The sequence below is a fragment of the Streptomyces sp. NPDC051738 genome, assembly GCF_044453205.1.
GTDB lineage: Bacteria > Actinomycetota > Actinomycetes > Streptomycetales > Streptomycetaceae > Streptomyces.
The window spans coordinates 52,163-64,447 of record NZ_JBITCM010000025.1; the positions used below are offsets into that span (position 1 = coordinate 52,163).

Annotated in this window: 9 protein-coding genes; 4 read left to right on the forward strand and 5 right to left on the reverse strand. The window is 71.5% G+C overall.

The window, feature by feature from the left end; genetic code table 11:
* Positions 1-3 precede the first annotated feature (3 nt).
* Complete coding sequence (locus ACIA8X_RS40120) at positions 4-2,439, reverse strand: glycoside hydrolase family 3 protein (protein WP_393441801.1); 2,436 nt, start codon at positions 2,437-2,439, stop codon at positions 4-6.
* Positions 2,440-2,600: 161 nt separating this feature from the next.
* On the opposite strand from ACIA8X_RS40120, the gene ACIA8X_RS40125 reads away from it, so the two are divergent.
* Both ACIA8X_RS40125 and ACIA8X_RS40130 read left to right on the forward strand, forming a co-directional pair.
* A complete protein-coding gene (locus ACIA8X_RS40125; protein WP_393443195.1) occupies positions 2,601-3,134 on the forward strand; it encodes a TetR/AcrR family transcriptional regulator in 534 nt (177 codons plus the stop codon).
* Between the two features lie 164 nt (positions 3,135-3,298).
* Positions 3,299-4,594, forward strand: coding sequence for a pyroglutamyl peptidase (locus ACIA8X_RS40130; protein WP_393441799.1), 1,296 nt, complete (start codon positions 3,299-3,301; stop codon positions 4,592-4,594).
* Between the two features lie 180 nt (positions 4,595-4,774).
* Here ACIA8X_RS40130 and ACIA8X_RS40135 read toward each other — a convergent pair whose 3' ends face one another.
* Together ACIA8X_RS40135 and ACIA8X_RS40140 are read right to left on the reverse strand one after the other, a co-directional pair.
* Complete coding sequence (locus ACIA8X_RS40135; RefSeq protein ID WP_393441797.1) at positions 4,775-5,599, reverse strand: EI24 domain-containing protein; 825 nt, start codon at positions 5,597-5,599, stop codon at positions 4,775-4,777.
* A 78-nt stretch (positions 5,600-5,677) separates the two neighbouring features.
* On the reverse strand, positions 5,678-6,550 hold the full coding sequence (locus ACIA8X_RS40140; protein ID WP_393441795.1) for a hypothetical protein: 873 nt from the start codon (positions 6,548-6,550) through the stop codon (positions 5,678-5,680).
* Positions 6,551-6,735: 185 nt separating this feature from the next.
* On the opposite strand from ACIA8X_RS40140, the gene ACIA8X_RS40145 reads away from it, so the two are divergent.
* Together ACIA8X_RS40145 and ACIA8X_RS40150 are read left to right on the forward strand one after the other, a co-directional pair.
* Complete coding sequence (locus tag ACIA8X_RS40145; RefSeq protein ID WP_393441792.1) at positions 6,736-9,303, forward strand: M14 family zinc carboxypeptidase; 2,568 nt, start codon at positions 6,736-6,738, stop codon at positions 9,301-9,303.
* Positions 9,304-9,312: 9 nt separating this feature from the next.
* A complete protein-coding gene (locus ACIA8X_RS40150; protein ID WP_399460378.1) occupies positions 9,313-10,464 on the forward strand; it encodes a serine hydrolase domain-containing protein in 1,152 nt (383 codons plus the stop codon).
* Positions 10,465-10,641: 177 nt separating this feature from the next.
* Here ACIA8X_RS40150 and ACIA8X_RS40155 read toward each other — a convergent pair whose 3' ends face one another.
* Together ACIA8X_RS40155 and ACIA8X_RS40160 are read right to left on the reverse strand one after the other, a co-directional pair.
* Complete coding sequence (locus ACIA8X_RS40155) at positions 10,642-11,061, reverse strand: organic hydroperoxide resistance protein (protein ID WP_393441787.1); 420 nt, start codon at positions 11,059-11,061, stop codon at positions 10,642-10,644.
* Between the two features lie 121 nt (positions 11,062-11,182).
* Positions 11,183-12,181 (reverse strand): NADP-dependent oxidoreductase, encoded by a 999-nt coding sequence (locus ACIA8X_RS40160; protein WP_393441785.1) that lies wholly within the window; start codon positions 12,179-12,181, stop codon positions 11,183-11,185.
* Positions 12,182-12,285 lie beyond the last annotated feature (104 nt).

Consider the following 12,285-nt stretch of genomic DNA (forward strand, 5'->3'; position numbering starts at 1 on the left):
GGGTCAGACGTTAATCGTCGCCGTCACTCGGCGGTCGGTGATCGAGCGACTCACCTGGATCTCGTACGAACCCTTCACATAGGTCCACGAATTGGCCGTCTCGTCCCATGTCTCGAAGGCACGGCGCGGAAGGTCGATCACCGCTTCGGCCGTCTCCCCCGGCCCCGCCTCCACACCCGCGAACCCGGCCAGCCACCGCGCCGGGCGGTCGGCGTCGGGCTCGACCGGCGCCAGATAGACCTGCACGACCTCCCGCCCCGGGCGCTCGCCGGAGTTGCGGACGCGGACCGTGACCGTCGTACCCTCGGCCTCGACGGACTCGTACGTCCAGTCGGTGTAGCCGAGGCCGTGCCCGAAGGGGTACGACGGGAGGCGGCCCGCCTTCTCCCAGGCGCGGTAGCCGATGAAGGCGCCCTCGGTGTACGGGAGTTCACCGGCGGACGGGACGACCTGGCTGACCGGGGCGTCGGCCAGGGAGCCCCAGGTGGTGGGCAGTCGGCCGCCCGGCTCCCGCGCGCCCGTGAGGACGTCCGCAAGGGCCGCGCCGCCCTCCTGGCCGGGGAACCAGCTGAGCAGCACGGCGGCGACGTCCTCGCGCCACGGCAGTTCCACCGGGGAGCCGGAGTTGACGACCACGACGGTGTTCGGGTTGGCGGCGGCGACGGCGCGGACCAGGTCGTCCTGGCGGCCGGGCAGTGTCAGGTCCGTGCGGTCGAAGCCCTCCGACTCGACGCGGTCGGTGGTGGCGACCACGACGACGGCCGTGTCGGCGCCCCGGGCGGCCTCGACGGCCTCGGCGATCAGCTCGTCGGCGTCACGCTGGGGCTCCTGGTGGGCGAGCGTGAAGCCGACCACCTTCATCGGGGTGTCCTCGGGGAACTCGACGGCGTGGGTGAGGGATACGTCGACGGGTTCGCCGGCGGTGAGTTCGGGCCGGGCGCGGGGTACGGGGGCGCCGAAGAAGGCGGCGAAGGGGTCGTCCTTGGCGGGGCGCTGGACGTCGTCGTAGTACGTCGTGCCGTCGACCGTGAGCGTGAAGGAGCCGATGCCCTTGATGCCGAAGGTGTGCGGGCCGGTGTCGCGCGGGGTGAAGGTGCCGGTCAGCTCGACGGTGTGCAGGGTGTCGTGGGTGACGCCCTCGGGGAGGTCGGAGCCCATCCACTGGATCAGCCCGTTCGGCGCCGACCCCGTGCCGATGACGTTCCCGTCCGCGTCCCGGCAGACGGCGCGCAGCTCGAAGCCCTTGTCGGCGACGCCGAGTTCGGTGTTCGGGTCGGCGCCGACGGCGTAGCTGACGGCGCCCTCGGGGAGGGCGGCGGTGAGACCGTCGAGTGGGGAGACGATGCGGTCGGGGAAGACGGTGGCGGAGCCGCCGCCGAGGACGCGGGCGTCGCGGGCGGCGGCGCCGATGAGGGCGACCGTGCCGTTCGGCCGCAGCGGGAGGGCGCCCTGGTTGCGGACCAGGACGAAGGAGCGGTGGGCGATCTCGCGGGCCAGTGCGGTGCCGTCGACGGCGTCGGGCAGGTCGGTGACGACCGGTTCGGCGCCGCGCAGGATGCCGACGCGGGCGGCCAGCCGGAGCACATTGCGTACGGCGTCGTCGACCTTGGCCTCGGCCACCTTGCCGTCTCGGACGGCCTGGGCGAGGGGTTCGCCGTAGACGGTCAGCGGGCCGGGCATGGCGACGTCGAGGCCGCCCTCGATGGCGGCGACGGTGTTGCGGGCTGCCGTCCAGTCGGAGACGTTGTAGCCGTCGAAGCCCCACTCGCCGCGCAGGACCTCGTTCACGAGGTGGTGGTGCTCGGTCATGGTCGTGCCGTTGACCGTGTTGTAGGCGGTCATGATGCCCCAGGGGTGGGCGTTCTCGACGATGATCTCGAAGGGCGCCAGGTACAGCTCGCGCAGGGCGCGTTCGCTCACGGTGTTGTTCACGGTGAAGCGCTCGGTCTCGGCGTCGTTGGCGACGAAGTGCTTGACGGTGGTGCCGACGCCGCCGGACTGGACGCCGCTCACATAGCCCGCGCCGATCACCCCCGTCAGATACGGGTCCTCGCTGTACGCCTCGAAGTGCCGGCCGCCGAGCGGGGAGCGATGCAGATTGACGGTCGGGGCGAGCAGCACATGGACGCCCTTGCGGCGGGCCTCTTGAGCGAGCAACACCCCTGCCCTGCGGGCGAGTTCGGGGTCCCAGGTGGCGGCGAGGGCGGTGGGTGAGGGCAGCGCGACGGACGGGTCGTCGGCGGTCCAGCGGACACCCCGGACGCCGATCGGGCCGTCGGACATGACAAGGGAGGGCAGGCCGATCTCGGGGAGCGCGGGCAGGGTCCAGGTGTCCTGGCCGGAGAGCAGCCGCGCCTTCGCGTCGAGGTCGAGCCGGGCGAGAGCGGCCTCGACGACCGCCTCGCGTGCTGCGTCGGCCTGGGTGCGGGTTCCCGCCATCGCGGTGCCTCCTCGTTGAGTCCGGGCGTGTCTCCATCCTTCCTCGGCACCTGCGAAGGCCTCGAAACCGCAACCATCAATTGAGGAACCCCCCACGGCGAGCAACCACGTCCGCGAGAGCGGCGGCGGTTTAGCCGCAAAAAGGGGCGCGCCGTGCCGAGATCGTCCGGGCGGCGCTGGAGGTGATCGCCGAGCGCGGTTACCGGGGGGCGAGCATGGGCGCGGTCGCGGAGCGGGTCGGGCTCACCCAGCAGGGGCTGCTGCACTACTTCCCGACCAAGGACGCGCTGCTCGTCGCCGTGCTCCAGGAGCGGGACCAGTGGGACGCCGTGCCCGACACCCGGTGGCGGGTCGACCTGCTCGCCTCACTCGTCGAGTACAACGCGATGCGCCCCGCGATCATCCAGACCTTCTCGGCGCTGCTCGGCGAGAGCGTAACGGAGGGGCACCCGGCGCGCGAGTACTTCACCGAGCGTTACACGCGCGTGCGGGCGAGCATGGCGAAGGTCCTGCGCGCCGAGTACGGCGACCGGCTCCCGAACGGGCTGACGCCGGAGCGTACGGCTCCGTTGCTGGTCGCCGTGATGGACGGGTTGCAGTACCAGTGGCTCCTGGACCCCGAGTCGGTGGACATGCCGGGGGCGTTCCGCGACTTCCTCAGGCTGCTGGGCGAGAGCCCGACGGATCCGGACTGACGGCGGCGGGGGCCTCCGGCCGGGGGTGTCGGGCGGGCCGTGCCGGTCGCGCCCCCCCCCTCGTGGGCCATGGCGTAGACCACTCCCGCCACGCGATACTTCCCGCGTCCCGCACCACGCACGCACTGCTCACCCCCCACCGTGACGGAAGGACCGGAACTCCCTTGAATTCCATACGTGTTCGGATCGGCGTCCTCGGCCTCGCCCTGCTGGCCGGCTTCTCGGCCCCGACGACCGGGGCGGCCGCCGCCGAGACGGCGCCCACGCCGACCGTCGAGGAACAGCGCCTCGACAAGGCGGTCCCGCAGGAGATCCTGCGCCGCTCCGGATTCGACGCCGCCACGGCGGAGTTCGCCCGTGACCTCGGTGCCGCGCGCTCCTACGCGCAGGCCCGCCTCGTCGTCGTACGCGAGGGGTCGGCGCTGTGGCGGCGGGCCGTCGACCGGGTGCAGGGCCGGGGACCGGCGGGCGGTGATCTGAGCCGGGGCGACGATCGGCCGTTGTACTGGGCGCGGTTGTCGATGACGCGGGAGGTGCGGACCTGGGAGCCGGGGTTCGGGTTGAGTGACGGTCAGCGGGGGGCGCTGCTGGACGCGTTGGAGCGGGGCTCGCGCGGGCAGGGGGACATTCGCTACCCGCACGGCAGCGAAGGGATCAAGGGGGGCAAGGGGACTGAGGGAGGCACGGGGATCAAGCGGGTCCTTGTCACCGGGTTCGATCCCTTCACCCTCGACCGGGACATCCGTATCTCCAACCCGTCCGGGGCCACCGCGCTCGCCCTCGACGGCACGGTGATCGAGACGGCGGACGGGCCTGCGCGGGTGGAGACCGCCGTGTTCCCCGTGCGGTGGCAGGACTTCGCGGAGGGGACGGTGGAGCGGACGCTTCGGCCGTATCTGAAGCAGGTCGATCTGTTCACGACCGTGAGCCAGGGGCGGGTCGGGAGGTTCGACATCGAGCGGACCAACGGGGCCTGGCGGGGTGGTTTCCCCGACAACGAGAACGTCTCGCGTACCGAGACCGTGCCGGTCGCCGATCCGGCCTCGCAGCCGCAGTGGACGTCGACGACGCTGCCGTACGCGTCGATCGTCGCCGCGAGCACCGGGCGGTTTCCCGTGTACGACAACACGAGCGTGACCGAGATTCCGGCGGGCGGGACGGAGGCGGTCGTGCGGCCGGGCGGGCCGACGGCGGGGTCCACCGCGCGGGCCGGGGGTGGTGGGGACTATCTCTCCAACGAGATCGCCTACCGGGCCACGCTGCTGCGGGATCGGCTGGGGCTGCACGATGCGTTGCCGGGTGGGCATGTGCACACGCCTGTGCTGCAGTTCGGGGTGGGGAACACGGATCCGGCTACGGGGGTGGTGACGGATCCGGAGTTCGTGCGGAATCGGGGGGACATCGTGGGGCAGGTGCGGGCGATTGTGGCGACGGCGGTGGGTGCGGCGTCGGGGTCGTAGGTGCGCGGGGGTGGTGTGGGCGTCGAGAGGTTTTCGCCCCCGCCGCCCCTACCCGTCCCGTCCCCGGGGGCTGCCGCCCCCGGACCCCCGCTTCGGCCCCGAAAGGGCCTCGTCCTCAAACGCCGGACAGGCTGAGTAACGTGGCCGGCGTCGGGAGTGATCGCCCTGCCTCGCCCGTCCTCAAACGCCGGACGCGCTGAAATTGCCTGGACCGGCATCTGGAAGCGAACGCCCCTCCTGCCCGTCCTGCCCCTCCTTGGTCTCCTCCCCCATCAGCTCCCGCGCCATCAGCGTCGCCCCGGCCACCGCCCCCGGCATCAGGAACACCGCGACGAACGGCACCAGGAAGGCCGCGGCGAGGGGCGTGCCGAAGCCCCAGATCAGGGGCTTTCGGGAGCGGAGGAGGGTGAGGCGGTCGCGGGCTTCCACTCGGCGGCGTTGTAGGGCGACCGCCGTGAGTTCCTCGGTGAGGAAGAAGCCGGTGACGATGACGCCGACGACCGGTACGACCGTCTGGCCGATGACCGGGATGAAGCCGAGGGCGAAGAGCAGCACGCCCCAGACCGCGGCGCGCAGCACGATGCGCAGGCTGTCGCGGCCCGAGATCCACAGCTCGCGCCAGAGCGGCAGGCCGGACTCGGGGGCCGTGCCGTCGGGGGAGACGTCCCGGTCGACCTTCTCGGAGAGGTTCTCGTAGAAGGGCTGGCCGATCAGGAGCGTCACGGCGGTGAAGGTGACGACCGAGAGGAGCAGGCCCAGGACGAACAGGACGGCCGTGAGGAAGCCACGGAACAGGCCCTGCCAGGGGCTCGACCAGTCGTCGGCGAACGGCGTCGACCAGGCCACGAAGTCCTGGCCCCAGAGCGCGAGCGCGACCAGCGCGGCCGCGTAGAGCACCAGGGTGATCAGGCCCGGGATCAGCCCGAAGCCGTACTGCTTGCCGTGCCGGGCCACCCATCGCTGGCCCTTGAGGAGATATCTGAAACCGGCACCAAGATCGCGCATGGGGGAACTCTAGTCGGGGCGTGTCACACGGGAGTCACGGTCGTTTCGGAGCCCGGTCACCGGTGACCGGCCACCGCCTCACGCGGGAGTGACCGCCACCACCACCCCCTGCTCCGCCGCCGGACTCACCGCCGCCGACACCCGTACCGCCACCTCCCGTGCCACCCGCCCCGCGCGCGACGCCCCGGTCAGCAGGAGGGGCTGCAGGCGTTCCAGGGCGGCCACCAGGAACTCCTCGCCGGCGATCAGGGCCGGGCGGGCCGCCTTCGTGGTCGCCGCCGCTGCCTCCGTGAGGTCGGCGAGGGGTGGGAGGGTCGCCCGGACGACGTTCGCGCCTGCGGCGGCCGCGCGTTCGGCCAGGGCCACCTGGAGGGGCATCAGCGGGGCGAGAGCGGCCGTCAACGCCTCGGCCATGCGGCGGAGTTCCGGGGACGACTCGCGCAGTACCTCGGCCGCGGAGCGCAGCAGCGGGGTCAGGGCCAGCAGCACACCCGCCGCCACGCCCGCCGTCGCCGGGAGGAGGGGCGAGGTCGCCTCGACCAACTCGCCGAGTGCCGCCGCGAACTCCTCGACCGCCGGCTCCACCGCGTCCAGCACCGGCAGCAGGCTGTCGCCCAGCGCCGTGAGCAGGGCGTGCGCCGGTTCGCTCACCGGGTGGACCGCCAGGGGCGCGCCGCTGGTGCCGAGGCGGGTGAGGGTCTCGACTATGCGGTAGAACGCCTCCTGGGCCTGCGGCGACGCGCTCGCCTCGGCCAGTTCGGCGGTGGTCTGCCGCAGTACGCGCAGGACCTCGGCGCCGGAACCGTCTCTGGGGTCGAAGGTGTTGATCGCGATACGGGTGATGTTCCCGGCCGTGTCCAGGAGTTGGCCCGTGATGTCGGTCGTGCTGCGTGCCATGCGGAGTACGTCGTCCCTGCTGGGGAGGATGGGGAGCGTGGGGATCGTGGCCATGAGGGCTCTCCTCGTCGTTGAGCCGTTGGTCCTGCCGCCGCCTGTGCCACTCACAGCATGCCGCCTCCGGATGCCCCCATATGGGCCGTCCGAGGCATCCGTGACGCCAACTCCCTCTTGTTGCCGTTGAGTCGAACAGGTAGACCTCGCCGTACCGATCTTTGGAACCTCAGAAGGAGGTACGCGTGCGCACGACGAGAACCGTTCCTGCGAGACCCGTTCTGATCACCACCCTCGCCCTCGCCACGGCCGGCTCCCTGCTGCTCACCCCGCACGCCGCCGTCGCCCGGCCCGAACCCCCGCACCGCGAGGCCGCGCTCGACCGGCACGCGGCTCTGACGCCCACGAGCGCCGCCCAGCGGGCCCTGACCGGCGCCGGTGCCGCCTCCGAGGCGATCGGTGACGACAGCCGCGGCTATCCCCGCCGCCAGGTCCTCACCCCGGACCCCGAGAACCCGGCCGACAAGTCGATCAAGCTGGGCCTCACCCCGTACCACGCCATCGCGCCGAAGCTGAACGCCCTCCAGGCCCTCGGCGACCGGGTGAGCGTCGAGGTCGCGGGCCGCTCGGCCGGCGGGCACCGGCTCTATCTCGTCACCGTCACCGCCCCGGAGACGGCCCGTCAGACCCGCGCCCAGGCGAGGATGCGCGAGCTCATCGAGAGCGCTCCCGCCCTCGCCGCCAAGTCCCCGGAGATCAAGAAGGCGTACAAAGCCCCCGTCTTCTTCAACAACAACATCCACGGCAACGAGTGGGAGGGCACCGACGCCTCCCTCAAGCTCATCGAGCGGCTCGCCAAAGCCGACGACGGCAGGACGCGCGATCTGCTCGCCCACAGCCGCCTCTACTTCAACATCACCGCCAATCCGGACGGCCGTATCGCGGGCACGCGGACGAATGCCAACGGCTTCGACATGAACCGGGACTTCGTGACCGCCTCGCAGCCCGAGGTGCGGGCGATGCGGCAGATCCAGATCGACAAGCAGCCGGCCGTCATGCTCGACCTGCACGGCTATGTCAACGGCACCCTCATCGAGCCCACCACTCCCCCGCACGGCGAGAACTACGAGTACGACCTCTTCCTGAAGAACACCTACGCCAACGCCCTCGGCATGGAGGCCGCCGTCAACGGCCTCGGATACACGCCCGCGAAGGACGGCGTCGAGCCCGCGCAGATCCCGTTCCGGGACCAGGAGGAGGGCTGGGACGACTGGCCGCCGATCTTCACCCCGCAGTACGCGGCCTTCCACGGCACGGTCGCCGCGCACACGGTGGAGATCCCGATGGCGGTGAACAACGAGGAGTACGACACCCTGCCCACCGCCGAGCTGCGCCGCCGGTCCGCGATCAACGTGGACGTCGCCGGAGCCGCCCTGCGCGCCACCCTCGACTTCGTGCAGACGAGGCGCACCTCGCTGGTCGCCGACCAGATCGAGGTCTTCCGGCGGGGAGCCGCGGGCGCCGCGCAGGTGCCGGTGTCCGAGGAGACCGTCCCGGGCGTCCCCGGCATCGGCCCCGAGGACGTCTACACGACCCGCTTCCCCCGCGCGTACGTCATCCCGGCCGCAACCGGCACAGGCGCCCAGCGCTCCGCCACCGCCGCCGCCCGGCTCGTCGACCATCTCCTCGCCAATGACGTCAGGGTCACCCGCGCGGCACACTCCTTCCGGCTCGGCGGCAGGACGTACGCCAAGGGGTCGTACGTCGTCGACATGCGCCAGCCCAAGCGCGGGCTCGCGAACGTGCTGCTCGCGGACGGGCGGGACATCAGCGACAAGGTCTCGGTGATGTACGACATCTCGGGCTGGAGCCTCGGCCGGCTGTGGGGCGCGTCCGTCGGAACGCTGCCGGGTGTGCCGTACGGCGTCCTGCGTCCCGTCCGTGCGGCGGCCCCCGTCGCCTACGTCGCCCCGCGCGGTGACCTGCGGCTGCGGCTCGACGACCCGAACGAGATCGCCGCTCTCAACTCGCTGCTGCGCAAGGGCGTCGAGGCGCGCCGCGCCGCCGACGGCAGTGCGATCGTGCCGGGCTCGGCGCGGCGCCAGGCCGCGGAGGCCGCCCGTACGTATGACGTCGTCTTCCAGGCGACCAAGCTCACCGGCACCGCCCCGCTGCACCGCACCCGTGTCGCCGCCGCCGTCACGTCGGGTGAGCTGTTCGCGCTGCGGGAGATGAACTTCGAGGTCACGCCGGTCTCGACGGACGTGTTGAACGCCGGGTTCGACTGGTCGTCGGTGGACGTGCTGTTCGTGTCGACGGGGCTCGATCACGGCGATCTGACGCCCGGCGCCCTTACCGCCCTCGACGCCTTCCTCGACCGGCATGGTCTGGTCGGCCGTGGTGCCACAGGTGCCGGGCTCAGCTCGGCGACCGACCTGCTGGCCGCGAAGCCGGTCGAGGGCAACGGGGACGCCAACGGTGTGGTGCGGGTCGTGAACTCGCGCAGTGCTGTGATGTCCGGCGCCCCGGACCACGGCTTCGTGTACGCGCCGGTGTGGTTCACGGATCTCGGGCCCGCGGTCCGGGTGGAGCAGTCGTACGCGACCGGGAACCCGCTGGTCTCCGGGCACTGGCGGCCCTCGCAGGACGGCTCCGGCGGTCCGGCGGACGCGGCGGGGCAGGCCTCGGTGGTCAGCGGCCCGCGCGCGGTGCTCTTCGGCACCGAACCACTCTTCCGGGACCACCCGAAGGGGGAATTCGCGCAGGTGGGGCGGGCATTGTTCACCATGGCACTCGCAAGCGGCTCAGATTGAGGAGAGCGGATGACGCAAGGGATCCACGGCACCGTCGCGGACGGCTTCGCGGAGGTGCGCGAGGAGTTCGCCGCGTTCGTGGGGCGGGAACTCCCCGACTACGAGGGACAGTTGTGTGCCTACGTGCACGGCCGGAAGGTCGTCGACCTGTGGACCGGTGACGGCTGCGAGGCCGACTCCCTCTACGGCGTGTACTCCTCCACCAAGGGCGCCGCTCACCTCGTGGTCGCGCTCCTCGTGCAGGAGGGCACGCTGGAGCTGGACCGCAAGGTGACGTACTACTGGCCGGAGTTCGGGGTCGAGGGCAAGGGCGGCCTGACCCTGCGTGACCTGATCGCACACCGTGCGGGGCTGGTCGGCGTCGACGCCGGGTTCACCGGGGACGAGCTGGCCGACGACCAGGCCGTCGCCGAGCGGCTCGCGGACCAGCGGCCGTTCTGGCGCCCCGGCACGGCCTACGGCTACCACGCGTTCACCATCGGCGCGCTCACCGGCGAGGTCGTACGACGGGCTACCGGGCGCAGGCTCCAGGAGGTGTACGAGGAGCGGGTGCGGGCGCCATACGGCCTCGACTTCCACCTCGGCCTCCCCGAGGAACTGGAGCCCCGCTACCGCCCGGTGCAGCCGATGGCCCCGACACCGGAGCAGCAGGCCGTACTGGACTCGGAGCCGACGGGTCCGCACACCCTGGCGTCGATCGCGTTCAACACCCATGTGCCGAATCCGGGCGAGCTGGCGGACTACCCCAACTCCCGCGCGGTGCGCGCGAAGGGGCCCGCGTCGGCGGGTGGGGTCGCGGCGGCGCGCGGGCTGGCCGGAATGTACGCGGCGACCATCAGTGAAGTGGACGGCCGCCCGCCGCTCCTGAAACCGGACACCATCGCCGAGGTCGGCCAGATCCACTCGACCGGCTACGACCTGGTGGCCCGCACGCACAAGTCCTTCGGCCTCGGCTTCCAGGCGGTCTCCGACTACGTGTACCCGTACCTGGGCGCCGGCGCCTTCGGCCACAGCGGAGCAGGCGGCTCCCAGGCCTTCGCGGACCCCCGCAGCGGCCTGACCTACGGCTACACCCGCCGCCGCTGCTCCTTCCCCGGCGGGGCGGCCCCGGAGAACGTACGGCTGGTGAGGGCAGCGCATCGGGCGGCGCTGGCGAGCTGAGCACAGTGCAGGCCCGGGGCCTGAGCTGAAGGTGGACAAGAGCCAAGAGCAACGGCCCACCAACCTCGCTGGGCCGACGACACCGGCATGCGGCGCCCCGGAGGCGACCGAGCCATCAGCGCAAAGGCCGCACCCCACGTCCAGGGGTGCGGCCTCCGCTGTGTGCAACGAGCGGTGTCAGACCAGCGTCACGCTGATGTTGCCGCGCGTCGCCTTCGAGTACGGGCAGACCTGGTGGGCCTTCTCAAGCAGGTCCCGGGCAGTCTGCGCGTCGACGTTCGGGATCTGTGCCGAGATCTCCACGATGATCCCGAAACCGTCGTCGTTCTTGCCGATGCCGACCTTCGCGGTCACCGTCGAGCCGGAGATGTCGGCCTGCTCCTGGCGGGCGACCACGCCCAGGGCGCCCTGGAAGCAGGCGCTGTAGCCGGCCGCGAACAGCTGCTCCGGGTTGGTGCCGGCGCCGCTGCCGCCCATCTCCTTGGGCGGGTTGACGACGACGTCGAGCTTGCCGTCGTCGGTGGCGACCCGGCCGTCGCGGCCGTTCTCGGCGGTGGCTACAGCGGTGTAGAGGACGTCGGTCTGCTGGATGGACATGCGGTGTCTTCTCCTCCTCGGTCCGCCGCGCGACTCGCGCCCACGATCGACGACGGTTTCGGAAAGAAGTTACCGCATACCGGAAAGCCGCAGAAGGCCAGGAGGAGACCGGTCGATGACCTCAGAGCTTGACGATCATCTTTCCGGTGTTGTCGCCGCGCAGAACCCCGAGGAACGCCTCCAGGTTGTTCTCGATGCCCTCGACGACCGTCTCGCGGTACTTGAGCTGACCCGAGGCGACCCAGGGGCCGACCTCCTGGACGAACTGGGGCTGGAGGTCGTAGTGGTCGCCGACGAGGAGGCCCTCGATGCGACCGCGGGTCGCGATGAGGCGGGCGAGGTTCTTCGGGCCGGGGGCGGGCTCGGTGTTGTTGTAGACCGAGATCATGCCGCAGATGGCGATCCGGCCGTGGAGGTTGAGCTGCCCGATGGCGGCCTCCAGGTGGTCGCCGCCGACGTTGTCGAAGTAGACGTCGATGCCGTCGGGGGCGGCCTCGCGCAGCTGCTCGTTCACCGAGCCGTTCTTGTAGTTGAACGCGGCGTCGAAGCCGTACTCCTCCACCAGGAGCTTGACCTTCTCGTCGGACCCGGCGGAGCCGATGACCCGGGAGGCGCCCTTGAGCTTGGCGATCTGGCCGACCTGGCTGCCGACGGCACCCGCGGCGCCGGACACGAAGACCGAGTCGCCCTCCTTGAAGGCGGCGGTGCGCAGGAGGCCGGCGTAGGCGGTGAGGCCGGTCATGCCGAGGACGCCGAGGTACGTGGAGAGCGGCGCCGCCTCCGGGTCGACCTTGACGGCGGTCTTCGCGTCCACCGCGGCGAACTCGCGCCAGCCGAAGAAGTGCAGGACGTGGTCGCCGACGGCGATGCCCTCGGCGTTGGACTCGACGACCTCACCCACCGCGCCGCCCTGCATGACCTTGCCGAGCTCGAAGGGGGCGACGTAGGACTTGGCCGCCGACATGCGGCCGCGCATGTACGGGTCGACGGAGAGGTACTTGTTCCGGACCAGCACCTGACCCTCGCCGGGGGCCGGCATCTCGGCCTCGACCAGGGCGAAGTCCTCGTCCTTGGGCCAGCCGACGGGGCGGGAGAGGAGGTGCCATTCGCGGTTGCTCATGGGGGGTGCGCCTTTCCGGTTCACGCTTCGCGGGTTCGCGCTTCGCAGCGCGTTTTTACTTCAGTACCTGAAACAACCATGCTCCTGAATATTTCATGATGTCA

Excerpts from the sequence above, each read along its gene's own strand:
- ACIA8X_RS40150 (WP_399460378.1), top strand. The coding sequence starts at position 9,313 with ATGACGCAAGGGATCCACGGCACCGTCGCGGACGGCTTCGCGGAGGTG.
- ACIA8X_RS40135 (WP_393441797.1), bottom strand. The coding sequence starts at position 5,599 with ATGCGCGATCTTGGTGCCGGTTTCAGATATCTCCTCAAGGGCCAGCGA.
- ACIA8X_RS40160 (WP_393441785.1), bottom strand. The coding sequence starts at position 12,181 with ATGAGCAACCGCGAATGGCACCTCCTCTCCCGCCCCGTCGGCTGGCCC.
- ACIA8X_RS40120 (WP_393441801.1), bottom strand. The coding sequence starts at position 2,439 with ATGGCGGGAACCCGCACCCAGGCCGACGCAGCACGCGAGGCGGTCGTC.
- ACIA8X_RS40140 (WP_393441795.1), bottom strand. The coding sequence starts at position 6,550 with ATGGCCACGATCCCCACGCTCCCCATCCTCCCCAGCAGGGACGACGTA.
- ACIA8X_RS40155 (WP_393441787.1), bottom strand. The coding sequence starts at position 11,061 with ATGTCCATCCAGCAGACCGACGTCCTCTACACCGCTGTAGCCACCGCC.